Source organism: Pseudomonas sp. BE134, assembly GCF_031456105.1.
In the GTDB taxonomy this organism is placed as follows: Bacteria; Pseudomonadota; Gammaproteobacteria; order Pseudomonadales; family Pseudomonadaceae; genus Aquipseudomonas.
Map to the genome: position 1 here is coordinate 68,215 of NZ_JAVDUA010000026.1, position 18,305 is coordinate 86,519.

The 18,305-nt window shown below is 57.9% G+C and carries 15 protein-coding genes; all 15 read right to left on the minus strand.

Annotated features, from left to right (window positions below; translation table 11 throughout):
* Positions 1–7 precede the first annotated feature (7 nt).
* The 15 genes from fliG to flgJ all read right to left on the minus strand — a co-directional run bounded on the left by fliG (position 8) and on the right by flgJ (position 18,295).
* Positions 8–1,027 carry a flagellar motor switch protein FliG gene (fliG, locus tag J2Y56_RS20850; protein ID WP_310352381.1) on the minus strand — a complete coding sequence of 340 codons (1,020 nt, stop codon included), beginning with the start codon at positions 1,025–1,027 and terminating at the stop codon, positions 8–10.
* Complete coding sequence (gene fliF, locus J2Y56_RS20855) at positions 1,020–2,801, minus strand: flagellar basal-body MS-ring/collar protein FliF (RefSeq protein ID WP_007948902.1); 1,782 nt, start codon at positions 2,799–2,801, stop codon at positions 1,020–1,022. The genes fliG and fliF overlap by 8 nt, the downstream gene beginning before the upstream one ends.
* A 14-nt stretch (positions 2,802–2,815) precedes the next feature.
* Positions 2,816–3,145 carry a flagellar hook-basal body complex protein FliE gene (fliE, locus tag J2Y56_RS20860; protein ID WP_007948901.1) on the minus strand — a complete coding sequence of 110 codons (330 nt, stop codon included), beginning with the start codon at positions 3,143–3,145 and terminating at the stop codon, positions 2,816–2,818.
* Positions 3,146–3,291: 146 nt separating this feature from the next.
* Entirely contained in the window at positions 3,292–4,677 is a 1,386-nt protein-coding gene (locus J2Y56_RS20865) for a sigma-54 dependent transcriptional regulator (protein WP_310352432.1), read from the minus strand.
* Positions 4,678–4,682: 5 nt separating this feature from the next.
* Positions 4,683–5,906, minus strand: coding sequence for a sensor histidine kinase (locus J2Y56_RS20870; RefSeq protein ID WP_405046874.1), 1,224 nt, complete (start codon positions 5,904–5,906; stop codon positions 4,683–4,685).
* 109 nt (positions 5,907–6,015) lie between these two features.
* The gene (locus J2Y56_RS20875) at positions 6,016–7,491 is read right to left on the minus strand and encodes a sigma-54 dependent transcriptional regulator (RefSeq protein ID WP_310352384.1); all 1,476 of its coding nucleotides are present in this window, start codon (positions 7,489–7,491) and stop codon (positions 6,016–6,018) included.
* Between the two features lie 174 nt (positions 7,492–7,665).
* The gene (gene fliT / locus J2Y56_RS20880) at positions 7,666–7,962 is read right to left on the minus strand and encodes a flagellar protein FliT (protein ID WP_310352386.1); all 297 of its coding nucleotides are present in this window, start codon (positions 7,960–7,962) and stop codon (positions 7,666–7,668) included.
* 24 nt (positions 7,963–7,986) lie between these two features.
* Positions 7,987–8,376 (minus strand): flagellar export chaperone FliS, encoded by a 390-nt coding sequence (fliS, locus tag J2Y56_RS20885; protein ID WP_310352388.1) that lies wholly within the window; start codon positions 8,374–8,376, stop codon positions 7,987–7,989.
* A gap of 155 nt (positions 8,377–8,531) precedes the next feature.
* Positions 8,532–9,917: a flagellar filament capping protein FliD gene (fliD, locus tag J2Y56_RS20890; RefSeq protein ID WP_310352390.1), complete on the minus strand. Its 1,386-nt coding sequence runs from the start codon at positions 9,915–9,917 to the stop codon at positions 8,532–8,534.
* A gap of 81 nt (positions 9,918–9,998) precedes the next feature.
* Complete coding sequence (locus J2Y56_RS20895; protein ID WP_310352392.1) at positions 9,999–10,349, minus strand: flagellar protein FlaG; 351 nt, start codon at positions 10,347–10,349, stop codon at positions 9,999–10,001.
* 74 nt (positions 10,350–10,423) lie between these two features.
* On the minus strand, positions 10,424–11,869 hold the full coding sequence (locus J2Y56_RS20900) for a flagellin (protein ID WP_310352394.1): 1,446 nt from the start codon (positions 11,867–11,869) through the stop codon (positions 10,424–10,426).
* A gap of 249 nt (positions 11,870–12,118) precedes the next feature.
* Positions 12,119–13,048, minus strand: a complete 930-nt coding sequence (locus tag J2Y56_RS20905) for a ketoacyl-ACP synthase III (protein WP_310352397.1) — start codon at positions 13,046–13,048, stop codon at positions 12,119–12,121.
* 312 nt (positions 13,049–13,360) lie between these two features.
* Positions 13,361–14,950, minus strand: a complete 1,590-nt coding sequence (locus tag J2Y56_RS20910) for a flagellar hook-associated protein 3 (RefSeq protein WP_310352399.1) — start codon at positions 14,948–14,950, stop codon at positions 13,361–13,363.
* 13 nt (positions 14,951–14,963) lie between these two features.
* Positions 14,964–16,976 (minus strand): flagellar hook-associated protein FlgK, encoded by a 2,013-nt coding sequence (gene flgK / locus J2Y56_RS20915; protein ID WP_310352400.1) that lies wholly within the window; start codon positions 16,974–16,976, stop codon positions 14,964–14,966.
* 23 nt (positions 16,977–16,999) lie between these two features.
* Positions 17,000–18,295: a flagellar assembly peptidoglycan hydrolase FlgJ gene (gene flgJ / locus J2Y56_RS20920; RefSeq protein WP_310352402.1), complete on the minus strand. Its 1,296-nt coding sequence runs from the start codon at positions 18,293–18,295 to the stop codon at positions 17,000–17,002.
* Between the last annotated feature and the right edge of the window lie 10 nt (positions 18,296–18,305).

Consider the following 18,305-nt stretch of genomic DNA (forward strand, 5'->3'; position numbering starts at 1 on the left):
AGTGACCTTAGATCATCTCTTCGCCGCCCTTCCCGCCGAGAACGATTTCTCCGGCTTCGGCCATACGGCGGGCAATGGTGAGGATTTCTTTCTGCGCGGTTTCCACGTCGCTGACGCGCACCGGGCCCTTGGCCTCGAGGTCGTCGCGCAACAATTCGGCCGCCCGTTTGGACATGTTCTTGAAGATCTTTTCCTTGACGCCTTCGTCCGAACCCTTGAGGGCCAGCACCAGCACATCGGAGGACACTTCGCGCAGCAACGCCTGAATCCCGCGGTCGTCGACATCGGACAGGTTGTTGAACACGAACATGAGGTCTTCGATCTGACCGGACAGGTCTTCGTCGACTTCGCGGATCGAGTCCATCAGCTGACCTTCGATCGAGCTGTCGAGGAAGTTCATGATGTCGGCCGCGCGCTTGATGCCACCCAGGGTGGTGCGCGAGGCATTCGAGTTGCCGGAGAACTGCTTCTCGAGAATCTGATTGAGCTCTTTAAGGGCCGCTGGCTGGACGGTGTTCAGCGAGGACACTCGCAGAATGATGTCCAGTCGTACCTTGTGGTCGAAGTTACCGAGCACTTCACCGGCTTGATCCGGGTCGAGGTACGCCACCACGATCGCCTGGATCTGTGGGTGCTCGTAACGGATCACGTCGGCAACGGCGCGCGGCTCCATCCATTTCAGGCTGTCAAGGCCACTGGTGTTGCCCCCCAGCAGGATGCGGTCGATCAGGCCGTTGGCCTTGTCTTCGCCCAAGGCCTGGGTGAGCATTTTGCGCACGTAGTCGTCGGAGCCGACGCCCAGACTGGTCTGGTCGCCGACGATGTCGACGAACTCGCTCATCACCTGCTCGACTTGCTCGCGGTGCACGTTGCCCATCTGGGCCATCGCGACACCCACGCGCTGGACCTCTTTAGGCCCCATGTGACGCAATACCTGGGCAGCATCGGTCGAACCGAGGGACAGCAGCAGAATCGCGGCTTTGTCGACCTTGGACAGTTTGGCGGCAACGGCTCGGTCATCACTCATCTGCGTTAATCCACTCTTTCACGACCTGGGCCACACGACCCGGGTCTTCTGCCACCAGACTCTTGATTGCATTCAACTGTGCGTCATAGCCTTCGCTCGGGCTTGGCAGCAGGATGCTTTGCGGGCCGCCGAGGCTGACGCGATCGTTGGCCAGTTCGCCGTCCAGGCCGCCCATGCCACCCAACTCGGCATCGCTGCCGACCAGCTGTTTCTCTTTGCCGCCACCGGTGATGTTGTTGAGTACCGGACGCAGCACGCCGAACACCAACACCAGGATGAACAAGACGCCCAGCAATTGCTTGACGATGTCCCAGAACCACGGCTGCGAGTAGAACGGAATATCGGCAATCACTTCACCGCGTTCCGCGGAGAACGGCATGTTGATCACACTGACGCTGTCGCCACGGCTGGCATCGAAACCGACCGCGTCCTGTACCAGGCGTGTGAACCGTGCCAATTCATCGGCGGTCCACGGTGCGCGGGTGGTTTCACCGTTGGCCGCGTTAACTTTGACCTGATCGTCCACCACCACCGACACTGACAGGCGATTCAACCGGCCCTGTTGTTGCTTGGTGTGGCTGATGGAGCGGTCGAGTTCGAAGTTCTTGGTGGATTGTTGACGCTTGTCTGCCGGGTACGGCGCCAGCATTGGCTGACCGGTGGCGGGGTCCATGATTTGCTGGCCGTTGGCATCGATCAACGGCTGGCCCGGTTGCACCATGCCGGCCGAGGCGGTCGTGCCGCCAGTGGTTTGCGGTGCAGAGGCTGGCGACGGCGGCTGGTTGCTCAGGGCACCCGGCACACCTTGCGGGCCGTTGCTGGCGGTGCGTTGTTCGTTGACCGACTGCTCGCTGCGCAACGCCGGTTGATCCGGGTTGAACTGCTCGGAGGTCGACTCGACAGCGCTGAAATCGACGTCGGCAGACACTTCGGCTTTATAGCGATCGTTACCCAGCACCGGTTGCAGAATGTTATGCACGCGCTGGGTGAGCATGGTTTCCATGCGGCGGCTGTAATCGAATTGCTTGCCGGCCATGGTCAGTTCGGAGTTTTCCGCCTGATCCGACAGCAGGTTGCCCTTCTGGTCGACGACGGTGATCTGCGATTTGCTCAGCTCAGGAACACTGGTCGCGACCAGGTTGATGATCGCCACCACTTGACCCGGCTCCAGCGAACGACCGGAATACAGTTCAACCAGAACCGAAGCGCTTGGCTTGCGTTCATCACGCACGAACACCGAACTTTTCGGAATCGCCAGGTGCACGCGGGCGCCCTTGACGTTGTTCAGGCTGGAAATGGTACGTGCCAGTTCGCCTTCGAGGCCGCGACGATAACGGGTCGCTTCCATGAACTGGCTGGTCCCGAGGCCCTGGTCCTTGTCGAGGATTTCAAAACCGATGTTGCCGTCGCTGGGAGTGACACCAGCCGCCGCGAGTTTCAATCGCGCACGGGACAAATCATCGGCCTTGACCAGCAAGGCGCCAGAGTTCGGTTCGACGGTATAAGGAATATCGGCGGAGGCCAGGGTATCCATGACCTGTTTGGCGTCCATACCGGCAAGGCTGCCGTACAGAGGCCGGTAGTCCGGCTGCTGAGACCACAGCACCACGGCAAAGCCAATCGCCACGCTTGCAGCCAGGCCGACCAACAGGCCTACCTGACGCAACATGGTCATCTCGGAGAGGTTTTCCAGGAAGGACAACCCGAACAGCGGCGGTTTGCCGTCAATTGGAGTGACCTTGGCCGGAACGTTATCGGCGACTGCTTCTGCCATGACTCAATTCGTCCTTAAACCGGCATCTGCATGATGTCTTGGTAAGCCTGAACCAGCTTGTTGCGCACTTGCGTCAACGCCTGGAAAGAGACACTGGCCTTCTGCGAGGAGATCATGACGTCCGTCAGGTCGACGCCGCTCTTGCCGATCTCGAAAGCACTGGCCAACTGAGTGGATGCCTGCTGAGTGTCGTTCACTTTATTGACGGCTTGACCGAGCATGTCGGAAAAGCTGCTGCCACCCAGTTCAGGGACTGCGGCAGTCGATTTAGGCGCAGACATGGCATCCATTTGCATGGAGCGCATATCCAGCATCAACCGATTAAATTCAATACCTTGGCTCATGATCTACTCTCGTTGGCGACCCGCAATTTTTTGACACTCACTCGGCGGGTAGTGAGGTGTTAGCAACAAGGGTGCCAGCTCCGTGATGGCTCTGAACAAAAGGCATTTGGAATCATCGCAAAACACTTGTGGGAGCGAGCCTGCTTTCAGGTGGCAAACAAATACGCTTCCACATCCATTCCGGCGTCACGCATCTGCGCCAGCTTGTAGCGCAACGTGCGCGGGCTGATACCCAGTCGCTCGGCAGCCTCCTTGCGACGACCACGCTCGGATCGCAAGGTATCGATAATCATCTGGAATTCGCGGCGCCGCAGGTCATCACCCAAAGCGCCAGCCGATTGCGCGTCAACTTCCACTGCTCGTACCGGCGCAGCTACCGATGCCGGAAGCGGCGCACAGGCAACCGGCCCGGACAGGCAAAAATCCCGGGGCTGGATCACCCCTCCCTGCTGCAGGATCAAGGCCCGCTGAATGGCATTGTCCAGCTCACGCACATTGCCCGGCCATGGGTAACCGATCAGGCACGCCCTCGCCTCGGGCGACAGTCGTGCCTGCGCATGCTTCATTTTATTGACGTGTTTGGCCAACAGTCGCTCGGCCAGCGGCAGGATGTCGGCAGTGCGCTCGCGCAGTGGACACCAGGCCAGCGGAAACACCGACAACCGATAGTAAAGGTCTTCACGAAAACGCCCCGCCGCCACTTCGCCGGCCAGATCGCGATTGGTGGTGGCCACGACCCGAATGTCCAGCGTGATCGTTTTACGGGCGCCCACCCGCTCGACTTCACGCTCCTGCAAAACGCGCAGCAACTTGGCCTGAAGGCCGAGGGGCATTTCGGAAATTTCGTCGAGCAGAATCGTGCCGCCGTCGGCTTGTTCAAACTTGCCGGCCTGCGCCGAAATGGCGCCCGTGAACGAGCCTTTTTCGTGACCGAACAACGTGGCTTCAAGCATGTTGTCGGGGATCGCTGCGCAGTTGATCGCAATAAAGGGCTGATTGGCGCGATGGGAATGTTGGTGAATGTAGCGCGCCAATACTTCCTTGCCGGTACCGGACTCGCCCGAGATCAATACCGTGGAATCACTGCGCGCCACCCTGGCGGCCAAGTCCAGCAACCGCGCGCTGGCCGGTTCGACCGCAACAGGTCCATCGCCTTCGACCGTACCGAGATTGCCCAACGCGTGACGCGCCACCAAATCAAGCAATGCCTTGGGCTCGAATGGCTTGACCAGATAATCCGCCGCCCCCTGGCGCATCGCATCGACCGCCCGCTCGACGGCACCATGGGCCGTCATCAGCAATACCGGCAATTGCGGTTGACGCGCGCGCAGCACTCCGAGCAACTGGTGCCCGTCCATGCCCGGCATATTGACGTCACTGATCACCAGACTGAACGCCTCGACTGCTACCGCCGCCAACGCATCTTCTGCCGAACCGACCGCCTTGAAATCGTGCCCCGCCAGCATCAGCGTATCGGCCAATGCTTCTCGCAGCGCACGGTCATCCTCGACCAGTAAAACCTTGATGGCCATGCCTTTCATTCCGCTTCCTGGGCACTGGGCTTTTCAGCCGAAAAAAGCGGCAGAGTCACCTGTGCACACGTGCCGCGACCTGGTCGCGAGCGCAGCTGCAATTCTCCCTGATGCGCACGCGCCACCGCCTTGACCACGGTCAGACCCAGGCCGGTTCCTGTGGTCTTGGTGGTGAAAAACGGCTCACCCAGACGCGCCAGCACATGGCTGTCGATGCCACTGCCGCTGTCGCTGACGCACACGCGCAGGGTGTTTTCACGGGTGTAAAAGTGAACCTTCAACCGGACATCGCCGGCACTCGCCTGAATCGCATTCTCGACCAGATTGAGGATCGCCCCGATCAGCGTGTCGCGATTACACAGCAACTCGCCAGCGTGACTGTCGCACTGCCAACGGACGGGCAGCTCTTGAACATGCGTCAGTGCCGCCGCCTGCAGTGATTGCATCAGCTGTTTGGGCGTGAGGCGGTCGGTCAGCGGCAGCTCGCCGCGCGCGAACACCAGCATGTCGCGAACCTGATGCTCCAGCTCATGCAAACGCTCTTTCAGGCGACCGGCAAAACGCTGCTGCGTCGCGACCGGCAGCTCTTGCTCAGTCAAGTGACTGGCGTAAAGCAAAGCGGCCGACAATGGCGTACGAATTTGATGAGCCAGCGAGGCAACCATTCGGCCGAGGGAAGACAAGCGCTCGTGACGGGCCAGTTGATCTTGCAGGTGACGGGTTTCAGTCAGGTCGGTCAGCAGCACCAACTGCCCCGGCTCAGCGTCCAGCGAACGAGTGGCGATCGACAGACGCCGCCCGTCCTTGAGTGAGACTTCGTGGCCGTCGTCTTTGCGAGGCGCAAAGCAACGGGCGATCACCTGGCGCCAGAGCTCGCCTTCGAGCGGCAGACCGAGCAATTCACACGCCGCCGGGTTGGCTTCGCGCACAATGCCTTGGGCATCAATAACGATGACGCCGCCGGGCAATAGATCCAGGAGATTTTGCAGACGGTTGGCCAGGCGCTCTTTTTCCGCCAGCTCTTGCATGCGCTGAGCACTGACTACCGCCAACTCGCCCTTGAGCTCAGTGACCCGGGCTTCAAGCAGGCTGTAGGAGTCGGTCAATTGACTCGACATCTGATTGAACAGCGCAAACGCCTGCTCAAGGCCAAGCCGGCTTGCCTGCTCTACGGACGACGGCTGTCCCGAAGCGTCAGGGACAGGAGACAACTGGGCGGCTTGGGGCATTGTGCTCTCTCGCTTGGCTGACCGTCAGTTAAACGGAACGTTGCGAGGACTTAGCAATACCCGTGCCTAAAAAAAACCGCCCAAAAATGAAGGACTTGAAAAACAGGCGTCAATCATCTGCCTGTTCATCACCGTCGCGACGGCTCATGCCGTATTTGCGCATTTTTTCCACCAGCGTGGTGCGACGAATCCGCAGGCGTTCAGCAGCGCGCGCCACAATGCCATTGGCATCATCGAGCGCCTGCTGAATCAGGCCCTGCTCCAGACCACCAAGGTAGTCCTTCAGATCCAGGCCTTCCGGGGGCAGCATGGCAGTGGTGGTGAAGTCCGTGGAATGACCATTGATGGCCACCCGCTCTTCAAGATCACTGCGCAGGCTGTCGACCAACTGCTCATCTTCGTCATCGACGTAGCGGAATTTCTTCGGTAACTCGACCACACCGATCACCCCGTACGGGTGCATGATCGCCATGCGCTCCACCAGGTTGGCGAGTTCGCGAACGTTGCCCGGCCAACCGTGACGGCACAGCGACATGATCGCGGCGGAGTTGAAACGAATCGAACCGCGTTTCTCATGCTCCATGCGCGAGATCAACTCGTTCATCAGCAACGGGATGTCTTCGACACGTTCACGCAGGGGTGCCATCTCGATCGGGAACACGTTCAGGCGGTAATACAAGTCTTCGCGGAACGTGCCGATCTCGATCATGCTTTCGAGATTCTTGTGGGTCGCGGCAATGATGCGCACGTCGACGCTTTGGGTCTTGTTGCTGCCCACGCGCTCGAAGGTGCGTTCCTGAAGGACACGCAGCAACTTGACCTGCATCGGCAGCGGCATGTCACCGATTTCATCAAGAAACAGGGTGCCGCCGTTGGCCAGCTCGAAACGCCCGGCACGGCTGGTGATCGCCCCGGTGAAGGCGCCCTTCTCGTGGCCGAACAATTCGCTTTCCAGCAACTCGGCCGGGATCGCCCCGCAGTTGACCGGAACGAACGGCGCGTCACGACGCTTGGAGTGATAGTGCAAGTTGCGCGCAACCACTTCCTTGCCAGTGCCGGACTCGCCCAGGATCAGCACGCTGGCGTCAGTGTCGGCCACCTGCTGCATCATTTGACGGACGTGTTGAATCGCCCGGCTGGTGCCGACGAGGCTGCGGAACAGATTGGGCTCACGGTGGCGACCGCGCTCGCGGGCCTGGTCGTACATCTCGCGATAAACCTGGGCACGGTGCAGGGAGTCGAGCAACTTGCTGTAGCTGGGCGGCATTTCGAGAGTCGACAGCACTCGACGACGCTGGTCTTCAGGCAAGTCAACGGAAGAATTATCGCCCATCAACAAAACCGGAAGGAACTCATCCCAGGTAGCGAGTGTCTTTAACAAGCCCGTAAGTGCGCCAGGAGCATTGACCGTCCCGATGAGGACACAGATCACTTCACGACTTAATGACAAAGAGCCGACAGCCTGCTGCCAGTCATGGCTACCACAGGGTAAATTTTCTTCACCGAGAAAATTTAAAATCACCGCCAAATCGCGGCGGCGGACGCTATCGTCATCAATCAGCAGAATTTTGGTTTCACGCCACATGCAATAGCAACTTCCCTAGTCAACTCAATGCCCAAAAATGATGGGGCAAGCTAGACGCTTGCAGGCACTTTGTGCCCGCAGAGTCCTGAAATCTGGAACCAGCCACTAGTTAAGTCAAAAAACCGTGCACAGTCAAATTTATGGCGCACTATCATTGGATTAACTGAGGATTAATTAACCAAACAGATGGTAAACCTTTGCCGCGCTCTTCGCATGATTGATCTGAGCCATTTCTTCGACTATCGCCTGACGCTCACCCATCGTCGCGGCCAGTAACTCCTTATAGACGGCTAGCAACCCTTCCAGATTAGTCCGCAACGCTTCTTCGTCGACAGGCGCCTCGCCCAGCACCTCGTCAACGCACTCACGACAGGCTACATCCAGTTCGCCGATGGCGTCCCAGTTACGTGCAGCCAGGGCGTCGACCAAGGCTTCACGGGTTTCTTCAATTCGCCGCAGTGCTTGACTCATGACGTCATCCTCAGACCCGCAGGCCTATTGATTGGCAATTGCATCCCAACCGCTTTTCAGGGTTTCAAGCAAACCGGATACTTCGTCGATGATCGCCGCATCGTTATTGCGATTGGCTTCCATCAGACGCGTCATCATGTAGGCGTACAAATTGTCGAGCTGCTGCAGCGAAGCCGGATCGTCGGTCTTTTCCGGGTTCAAGCCATCGCGCAAGCCAATGATGATGTCCACGGCCTTGCCCAGCATCAACCCCTTGAGTGCGACGTCGCCACGCTCCATGGCACCCTTGCCCTGCGCCATGCGGTCCAGTCCGCCCTCCATCAGCATCTGCACCAGGCGATGAGGGTTGGCTTCAGAGATCTGAGCATGGGAATTGACCTTCTGATATTGGCGAAGGGCTCTCATGGGATTCATGTTTCTACCTCGTGACGGACAACACATTTGAAAGGGATTGCTCTGATCTTTATGTCGACTGAGCGGCAGATAACTTTAACCCAGACCCGCCACCAAAGAAAAAACCCAGACACTGTCATTACAGACAGCCTGGGTTTTTTTATGCCTGATCCGGATCAGTCGTCTTTCGAATTATTCAGCGCATTGAGCGTACTCATGATGCTGTCGCTTTGGGCGCGCAACTGAGCCACTAGAGTGTCCATCGCCGAGTACTTGGCGCTCAGGCTCGCTTGCAGGCCGGTCATGCGTGCATCAAGGGTATCCTGCTGCTTCTTCAGGGCGTTCAGACTATTGCTCAAGCTCGCCGTACGCGCTGCAAATACCCCGGTGGTTTTCTGCGCAAAGCTGTCGGTCGCGGTCTTCATGCGTGCAAGCAAACCTGTATCGCCCGAAAAGATCCCGTTGATATCGGCGGCATTGGTGAGCGCCGCCGCACCAAACACTTTGTCGTTGACCGAGAGCAATCCTGCTTTCTGGTCGGTCTCGACTCCGAACTGAGCGAGGGACTTCATCTGACCGGTGCCACCCGTGGCGTTCAACTCGCTACGTACCGAGGACACCAACGAACGCAAAGAGGCATCGCCCGTGAGCGCCCCCGACGTCATAGAACCATCGGCATTGGTAGTGACCTGTGTCTCGGTACTGACAGCCTTGATCAGCGCATTGTATGTATCGATAAAACCCTTGACCGCCGACTTCAGCGTCGATGTGTCGGTTGACACGGTGATAGTGGAGGGTGTCGCCGCACCACCGCCGGACGGAACCGGAGACACACCCGTCAGCTTGACGGTTATCCCGCTCACTGCGTCAGCAATGGTATTGGTCGTGGATACCATCGCCACGCCATCGAGTGTGTACTTGGCATTCTGTGGCGTAGCAAGGACCGAAGTGCCGGTTTCCAGACCGGAGTTGCCCGACAGAATCAAGTCTGAACCGACACCGGTGGTACTGGACGTCAGCACCATGCGAGAGCCATTGGCGTCGGTCAGGATGTTGGCGCTCAAGCCCTTGTTCGCGTACTGGGAGTTGATTGAATCGCGAACCTGCTGCAACGTCGCGCCGGCAGGAATACTGACGTCGAAGGTGTTGCTGCCCTGCTTGATGCTCAGCGTGGACGGCACCGAACCGGCGTTGACCACCGAAGAAGCGCCACCGTCGAAGACTTTGGTGGAGATTTTCGAGGCCGTTGCCAACTGGGTGACCAGCAGCGAGAAACTGCCCGCCGCCGCACCGGCACCCGTGGTCACAGTGGCGACTTTTTCGTCGGACGAAGACACGCTCAACCCACTGAAGCTGGAGGCGGTTTTCATGTTGTCCATCGCGCCACGGAAGGCATCCAGCGCCGCCTGGATTTTACCGATAGACGACAGCGAGGTGGTTGCTTTCAGCGTTTGGTTATTGATCTGAGTCTGCTTTGGGGCTCTTTCGGAATCCACCAAAGACTTCACAATCGCCTGGGTATCGATGTTCGAACCAATACCACTAACCGATGTACCCGCCATCCTCTCTCTCCTTATCCAGTGGCTGCCGCTTTCTTGACCGGGAACGTCTTAAACGGTAACAACAACAAAATTAATGCCAATTCAGACTTTGTCGTTAAACAACAAATTACTGGCGTCCGACAGGCTTTGTGCCAGTTTAAGTGCCGCTTCCGAGGGGATCTGACGAATCACCAGACCCGTTTCGGTGGCGATGACCTTGACCACAACCCGACCGGAGGAATCATCAATGGAAAAATCCAGATTGCGCTGGGCAGCCTGGACGAATTCCTGAATATCAGTCACGGCTTTTTCCAGGTCGTCGCGCTTGGGCTCGGAGCCCGACGATGCGACGGCTTCAGCCTTGGGCTGATCCTGTTTGCCGCTGACAGTCGGCGTTGCGCCCTGTCGGGCAACGGCGGGATAAGTCAGGTTCAACTTGACGCTCATGTCCATGTTAAATCTCCTCGTCGCTCAAAAGACAAAAGGGCACGTAAACGCGCCCTTCCGTCATTCACCCACTACTGGAATTAACCCAGCAGTTTCAGTACAGACGCTGGCAGCTGGTTGGCCTGGGACAGGATCGCAGTGGACGCCTGTTGCAGGGTTTGCTGTTTGGTCAGCTGAGCAGTTTCTGCTGCGAAGTCAACGTCCTGGATCACGCCACGAGCAGCAGTGGAGTTGTCCGAGATGCTGCGCAGGTTCGCTACGGTGCTGTCGAAACGGTTTTGTACCGCACCGAGGTCAGCACGCTGGGAGTCGATGTTGGCGATTGCCTGGGAGATCACGTCAATAGCGTTTTGTGCGTTGGCGGCAGTGGTCACGTCAGTGTTGTTGACGGTGATTTTGGTCGAAGCAGCATTTGTACCAGCTGCTACAAACAAACCTGTAACACCAGCACCGCTCATCGAGTAGCCGTTGGTGGAGTTCAACGATACAGCACCAGTCACCTGGATGGGACCAGCGGCAGCAGCAACAGCAGCACCGTAGTTACCAGCGCCGTCTTTAGCAGCAATTTTGATACCAGCGATTGCACTAGCGTCACCACCGTTCAGGACGATGTTTTCACCGGTGTCGGATTTGACTTCAAGGTTGTTGGTAGTGGCGTTGTAGTTAACGCTGATGCCCAACTTGGCAGAGTTAGACTTCAGTTGTTCAGCCAGGCCCGCGGTGTCAGTTACACCAACCATGCTGACTGCGGCGCCGCTGCCTACTTTGATAGTGAAGTTAGCACTGCCTGGAATAGCGGCCAGAATAGCTGCAGTGTTTACAGTGAACTTGGCTTCGGTGCTGGCAGTAGCCGCCAGACCACCGATAGCGCCGTTCAGTTGTGCAGCAGTTGTTTTTGCAGACTGACCAGTAACAGTGGTGATGCTAGCAGATTGGCCGCCACCGGTAACAGTAATCGCACCACCGGTCACACCGGCCGCGGTTGGTGCGATGGCAACGGTCTTCAGCTGCTGGGAACCGATGTTGCTAGCCGATGCGTCACCCAGAGTCATGTTGATGGTCTGGTTAGCGTTCGCACCAACCTGGAAGGCGGTAGTACCGAAAGAGCCGTCCAGCAGGTTACGACCACCGAAGGTGGTGGTGGTAGCGATACGGGTCAGTTCAGCAGTCAGTGCGGAGTATTCAGCGTTGTTCGACTTACGGTCTTCAGCGCTTGGCGAGCCGTTCGCGGAAGACAGAGCCAGGGTACGCATTTTCTGCAGGATGTTGGTAGATTCCTGCATCGCGCCTTCAGCTGTTTGCGCGATGGAGATACCGTCACCGGCGTTCTTGATGGCAGTGCCCAGGCCGTTGATCTGGCTGGTCAGACGGTTGGAGATTTGCAGGCCGGCAGCGTCATCTTTAGCGCTGTTGATACGCAGGCCGGAGGACAGGCGCTGCATGGAAGTCTGCAGGTTACCGGAAGCTTTGTTCAGGTTGTTCTGAACGCTCAAGGAAGCAAGGTTGGTATTTACGGTTAAAGCCATGACGAATTCCTCGTTGGTTGGATACTGCGGCTTCCGGCCCTGGCAACCGCCGGGTGTGGCCTAGAGAACCTACGTAATAGTTATCGTCGTGGAGAGAGTTTGCTTGAGCAGTTTTTTGCAAATTTTTAGTGGCAGCTTGCCAGCCCTTGATTTTCAAGGCACCAGAGCCAAAAAAGCGGCGCCATAAAAACGCAAAACGCCCGACAACTCAGGTTGCCGGGCGTTTTTTTACGTCGATGGTTGAACAGGTCAGCCGCGATAGAGAATCGCCGAGCCCCACGACAAACCGACACCGAAGCCGCTGATGGCCACACGAGTCCACTTGGAATCGAACACATGGTTCTGCAACAGCAGCGGGATGCTCGACGACACCGTGTTACCGGTTTCGAGCATGTCCTTGACGAACTTCTCCGGCTCACCTTCTTCGAAGCGGCGTGCCACGGCATCGACGATGGCCGCACTGCCCTGGTGAATGCAGAAGGCATCGATGTCAGCCGCCTGCAAATTGGACTCCTCCAGCAGCTCATGCAAATGCGCCGGGACTTTCAACAAAGCAAAGTTGAACACTTGGCGACCATTCATGAAGAACACACCGTCGGAAACCTTCAGGTGCGGTGCGCCAGAACCATCAGTGCCGAACTTTGACTTGCCGAGTTGCCAGACCGCGTTTTCACCCATCCAGGTGGCGGTAGCGGCATCGCCGAACAGCATCGTGGTGTTGCGATCTTCCGGGTCGACGATCTTCGAATAAGGATCGGCGGTGATCAACAGGCCGTTTTTCAGCCCTGCCGCTTCCATGAAGCCTTTGATTGCATAAATGCCGTAAACGTAGCCGGAGCAGCCCAGGGAAATATCAAACGCAGCGACATGGGTCGGTAAGCCCAGTTTGTCCTGAACGATTGCAGCGGTGTGCGGCAACCCCTCTTCATCGCCGTTCTGGGTGACGACGATCAAGCAATCGATGGCTTCACGTTTTAATTCGGGGCTGGCGGCGAACAGCGCATTGGCTGCTTCGACACACAGGTCGGAGGTTTCCTGATCGGCACCCATGCGCGGCAAAAACGCAGAACCGATTTTGCCAAGGATGAAGGATTCGTCCTTGTCGAACTTTGCACCCTGGGCGTAATTATCAATCCCGGCTGCCGGCACGTAACTCGCTATATTTTTTATGCCAATCATTATGGCTTCCCAATAATAAACAGCTGAACATCGCCGCTCGCTGAATCGAGGGCGTCTACAGTCAGGGCCTGGCCCCCCAAAGGAGGCATCGTAGGGGTTCAAGCAAACACCTTGAACAACCCGCCACCGTCACCGCCCGCAGACAGGATACAGTGAAGATGCGCGTTTTGACTGACGGGTCACTCAGAGAGCACTGGTTTATTTGATTTGGTGGTCCAGATCCCGCCCCGCCCTGCTCCGCTTCACCTCAAAAAAAGCAAAAAAAAAGCCAGCCCCTATGACAGGGACTGGCTGCGAGCGGTCAAGACCGACTCAGAGCTTGTTGAACAGGCTCAACTGGGAAACTCTGGCGAACGCCAACTGCGCGGCCTGCAGCATGGTTTGCTGCAAGGTCAGGCGGGTCAGCACTTCCGCCGGGGCGGCGTTCTTGATCGAGTTGCCTGTCGATTCGTTGATCAGGTTGGTGCTGGTGTTCTGCTCAGTCTGCATATCCATCATATTGCCCCGGGCACCGATCGCACCACGAGCCAGGTCAATCTGGTTCTTGCCGTTATTCAGGTTGGCAATGGACGACGCTATCGTGTCTTCCAGATAACGCTGTGCGGTCGGGTTACCCTGCGTTGGCGACTCGAGCGCCGAGCGCAACTGGCTAATGGTGTCGAGCACGTTCTGGGTCTGATGCGTGTTGACCGCGATATCAAACTGATCACCCGCATTGAGCACACCCGCAGGGGTGCCACCAGTGAGAGTGAAGTCAACACCGGCCGCTGTTGCCACGCCTGCCAGCACGGTCCCGTTGGCTACCGGCGTACTGCTGCTGGTCAACGGACGGGCGTAGAGATCAAAGGTGCCAGGGCCGGTGAACTTCATGACCGCCCCGCCTTCAGGGAAGAAACTGTTGTAATCAGCAGCGTTGCTCACCGCTGCCTTGCTCATGACAACCGTCGAGACGTTGCTCTGGGCACGGTTGTTGACGAAACTGTCCGGCTTGGCCGTCAACTCGAAACTGTGCGTGGCGATGAAGCCATCGATGTTGCTGGCGTTATCGCCAGCCTGAGGGGTGATGTTCAGCTTGAACGTCACACCACGGAAATTGATGTCGGAACCGTCCTTGGAGTTCGGGTCGAACACGCCACCCTGACTCGATTCAGCAGTCCTGTCGTTACCTGCGGCGTCCGTGATCACATACTGGGTGCTGCTGGTGAACTGCAGCTTGTAAGGCTCGCCGCCGCGGAAATTTGCATCAAAGGCCGGACCGGAGTTCACCAGACCTGGCGACAGCTTCACGCGCCCATCATCCACGGGTGGCGTGAGCATGGTAGTCGAACTGCGGGCAGCGTTGATCGCCTGCTGGAAAACATCCCAACCGGTATCGTTCAGGCCCAGCGACATCGAATCGCCAATCTTCAACTCCAGTTGAGTCTGGTCACCCTGATAGCTGTAGGTGCCGTCGCTGTTGTGCACAAACGGCTGAGTGTTGTTGCTGGCGCCGGAGAAGATGAACTTGCCGTTGGCGTCCTTGCTGTTCATCAAACTGAGTAATTGCGCTTCGGACTGTTTGAGTTCTGCGGCAATGGATTTACGGTCATCGTCGTTCAACGAACCGCCACCGGCACGTACCGCCAACTCACTGACTTTTTGCAGTACGTTGTTGATGCTGTCCAGCACGCTTTCTTCTTGCGCTTGAGCGGTGTTCAACGCGTTGATGTTGCTGGTGTACTGACCCAGCATCGCTTTTTGCTGTTCAAGCTGCAGTAACCGGGCCGCACCGACAGGATCATCCGCTGCCGTTTCAAGCTTGAGGCCGCTGCTGGCTTGCTCGGCTGTCTTCATCACGTTATTGAGGTTGCGAGAGTAGTTGGCAGCCGTCGTCGCGTAATACTGTGCGGTAGAAATTCGCATGTTCTACGGCTCCTTAAAGGGCATTGATCAGGGTGCTGAAAATTTCCTGCGCAGTCTTGATGATCTGCGAAGAGGCCGTGTAGTACTGCTGATACTTGGTCAGGTTACCGGCCTCTTCATCGAGATCGACCCCCGACAGCGAGTCACGGGCGTTGCGCGCCTCGCTCAAAATGGTGTCAGTGGCCGTACCATCCATTTGAGCCTGCTTGGTCTGGGAGCCGACGTTCGACACCAGACCACCATAAGCATCGGTAAAACTTACACCCGGGTTGGTGGCCGTGGCACCGACCGTTGCCTTGGCTTGCAGACCGAGCAACGCTTGAGCGTTGCGGTTGTCGGTACTGCCGGCTGAGGTCATGGAAATGTTGAAACTGTCACCCGAAGCAGGGCTACCGCTGACGGTCATCCCCACACTGAAGGTTTTGGCATTGCCACCGGCATCGGTGTAAGGCACCGCAATATTCAAGTCGTTATTCTGGCCTGGCACGATGCTGCCGGTGCCGATGCTGGCGCCTTTGGCGTCGAACACTTCATAAGCTGTGGCGCTGGTCATGAGCATGCGAACCGGCATTGATGCCTTGACCGCAGTCTGTACTTCAAGACGCTGGGCCGGATCGTAGATATCCAGTGCAGTGTTCAGTTTCGGCTGGCTGACAGCACCGGTGCCGTCGTTGCCCGAGGCCTTGGTGGACGTCAGCGGAGCGGCCGTGGCCAAAGTTTTGGCGTCGGTCATGACCGTGGCCATGTCTGCGGCGGCACTGCGGGTCGGGGTGATCTTGAAGCTATCGCCGGCAGCGACCGTGCCGGCGTTGATGCTCAGGCTGAAGCCATCAATGACCGGATCAGCGGCAGGCGGTGTGGCGAAGGCGAAGTTGCCCATGTTCGTGTTATCGGACAGGCGATGCACGTTGTAACCCGTGGCAGTGATGCTCACCTGATAATCACTGGCGTGCAGCTTGCTGGTGTCCTTGATGGTGACGTTCAGGTTGCCAGATGCAGAATCGTTGTCCGCGCTGGCAATGCTGCGCTGACTGATGGCCGCCGCGCTGTTGATGTTGTTGAACAACGCCGCGCCGAAGTTGCCGTTCTGATCCAGGCCCTGCCCCAACTGCTGATTGACTTGATCGGCCACGACCAAGGCGATGCGCCCCAGGTTATTGACCGCCGGCGTCAGCACTTCATTGCGATAACGCACCAGCCCGCCTATCTCGCCACCGCTCAACACGTTGGTGATGTCGATCGACGAACCGTGGCGTTCCATGATGATCGAGGAACGGGTCGGGTCGGATGGGTCGACGCCCACACGCAACTTGTTGACGGTATCGCCGACGACCAGCGGCTGGCCGCTGCCCAGGTAAATATCCAACTGGCCTTTGGTCTGGGTGACCTGCGTGCCGACCAGTTCGTTGATTTGACGAATGGCTTCGTTGCGCTGGTCCAGCAAGTCGTTGGGTGTGCCACCCGAACCACTGACTTCACTGATTTTCTTGTTGTAGGTCGCGACGGTCGACGCCAGCTTGTTGACCTGTTCGGCCATCGTGCCCAACTGATCGTTGATATAGGAGGTCTGCTGAGTTACCTGCTGGGACAGGCTATTGAAGCGGCTGCTCAAGCCTTGGGCATTGGTCAACAGGGCCTGACGCGCAGCGTTGTCGTTGGAGTTGGCGGACAGCGTCTGCAACGACGAAAAGAACGATTGCAGCGTTTTGGTAATACCGGTGCCACTGTCAGACAGCAACTTGTCCAATTGAGTGGCTTGCCCCAGATAAGCTTGCGCGTCACCGTTGAGCGAGGTGGTGGTCTGCAGCTGCGAATCGAGGTAGCTGTTGTACACCCGACGCACATCGGCCAAGGTCGTGCCGGTGCCAATGAACACATTGCCATACTGAATAGAGCCTTTGCTGCTCTGCACAATTTGTTGGCGCGAGTACCCGGCGGTATCGACGTTGGAAATGTTGTTACCGGTAGTCACCAATGAAGCGTGGCCAGCAGCCAGACCCGACATCCCGATATTGAGCAAACTCATGGTTCAGACCTTATGCCTTGTGCCTATAAAGGCGTAGTGGAAGCGCCCGCCGCAGCGTAGTTTTGGTAACTCGTCATCTGCTTGGCTATCTGCGAGATCTTGCTTGCGTAATCCGGGTCGGTTGCATACCCGGCTTTCTGCAACTCGCGTACAAACTGTTCTGGTTTATCGGCAGACTTCACGACATCTTGATAGCGATTATTGGTTTGCAGCAAAGTCACCAGGTCATGGAAGCTGTCTTTGTAGGAGTCATAGGAACGGAACTCGGCCGTCTCCTTGACCATCTCGCCATTCCTGAATTCGCTGGTGATGGCCCGCGCCGAATCACCCTTCCAGCTGCTGCCGGCCTTGATGCCGAACAGGTTGTGGCTACTGCTGCCATCCTGGGTACGCATGACCGATTTACCCCAACCGGTTTCCAGGGCAGCCTGGGCCACCAGGTAACGCGGATCGACGCCAATGCGCTCGGCCGCTTCCTTGGCCATCGGCAGCATGGTGTTGACGAATTCGTCGGCGGAACTGAAGGCTTTCTTCGGCGGCGCCAGGGGAATCTGCGCCATGGCACGGCCGTAAATTTGCAGGCGTCCACTCGACCGGGTGTCTGTTTGCGAGGCCAGCCAATCCCCATTGAACAGCGGGCCGGCACCGGTCGCGAGCGCCGGTGTCGCGGCGTCTCGCCCAGGCAACAAGGGTTTGTTGACGGTCGCTGCGGTCGTGGCCGAAGGCACCAGGCCGGCAAGCAAGCGATCCGCCAGTTTCGGCGGCAAGGCCAGGCGACGCTGATTGATCAGCTCCATGTCATTGCGATGCGAGGCTTCACCAGTCGGCGCTTTCACCGAACGCGATGCCCACAACGGACGCTGACCATTGAGCCGTGACAGCGGACCGTCGGTGGCCACAGTGCCTGCCGCGATCGGCGTCGACACCGCCGCTTTCGCCGCTTCCTGCTTGGCGGCAGACAGGGCCGCCGCCTCACCCGGCGCCAGCGGTTTGTTCTTCGACATCTGGCGCATCAGCACGTCCGCCAGGCCAATACCACCGCCTTCGCGAGACATGGAGACGGCCAACTGCTGGTCGTACATTTCCTGGTATTGCTTGGCCGCCGGGGTGTTGAGCGGGTTGTCCTGGCCCAGCGCTTCGGTGGCCGAACGCATGGACTTGAGCATTTCCCCGAGGAACAGCGATTCGAACTCCTGCGCCACCTTGCGCATGTTGCCGTCACTGTCCTTGTCGCCCACCTTGAGTTGGTTCAAGCGATTCAAGTCCGAATAGGAACCGGAGTCGCTGCTGCTGACCAGACCGCTCTTGCGCATATCCATGACGGCCGCC

Bases quoted from the DNA above. Each gene is read 5' to 3' on its own strand.
- fliD (WP_310352390.1), bottom strand. From the start codon at position 9,917: ATGGCGGGTACATCGGTTAGTGGTATTGGTTCGAACATCGATACCCAG.
- J2Y56_RS20910 (WP_310352399.1), bottom strand. From the start codon at position 14,950: ATGCGAATTTCTACCGCACAGTATTACGCGACGACGGCTGCCAACTAC.
- J2Y56_RS20895 (WP_310352392.1), bottom strand. From the start codon at position 10,349: ATGGACATGAGCGTCAAGTTGAACCTGACTTATCCCGCCGTTGCCCGA.
- fliS (WP_310352388.1), bottom strand. From the start codon at position 8,376: ATGAATCCCATGAGAGCCCTTCGCCAATATCAGAAGGTCAATTCCCAT.
- flgJ (WP_310352402.1), bottom strand. From the start codon at position 18,295: ATGGATATGCGCAAGAGCGGTCTGGTCAGCAGCAGCGACTCCGGTTCC.
- J2Y56_RS20870 (WP_405046874.1), bottom strand. From the start codon at position 5,906: ATGCCCCAAGCCGCCCAGTTGTCTCCTGTCCCTGACGCTTCGGGACAG.
- flgK (WP_310352400.1), bottom strand. From the start codon at position 16,976: ATGAGTTTGCTCAATATCGGGATGTCGGGTCTGGCTGCTGGCCACGCT.
- J2Y56_RS20900 (WP_310352394.1), bottom strand. From the start codon at position 11,869: ATGGCTTTAACCGTAAATACCAACCTTGCTTCCTTGAGCGTTCAGAAC.
- fliF (WP_007948902.1), bottom strand. From the start codon at position 2,801: ATGGCAGAAGCAGTCGCCGATAACGTTCCGGCCAAGGTCACTCCAATT.
- J2Y56_RS20875 (WP_310352384.1), bottom strand. From the start codon at position 7,491: ATGTGGCGTGAAACCAAAATTCTGCTGATTGATGACGATAGCGTCCGC.
- J2Y56_RS20865 (WP_310352432.1), bottom strand. From the start codon at position 4,677: ATGGCCATCAAGGTTTTACTGGTCGAGGATGACCGTGCGCTGCGAGAA.
- J2Y56_RS20905 (WP_310352397.1), bottom strand. From the start codon at position 13,048: ATGATTGGCATAAAAAATATAGCGAGTTACGTGCCGGCAGCCGGGATT.
- fliG (WP_310352381.1), bottom strand. From the start codon at position 1,027: ATGAGTGATGACCGAGCCGTTGCCGCCAAACTGTCCAAGGTCGACAAA.
- fliE (WP_007948901.1), bottom strand. From the start codon at position 3,145: ATGAGCCAAGGTATTGAATTTAATCGGTTGATGCTGGATATGCGCTCC.
- fliT (WP_310352386.1), bottom strand. From the start codon at position 7,962: ATGAGTCAAGCACTGCGGCGAATTGAAGAAACCCGTGAAGCCTTGGTC.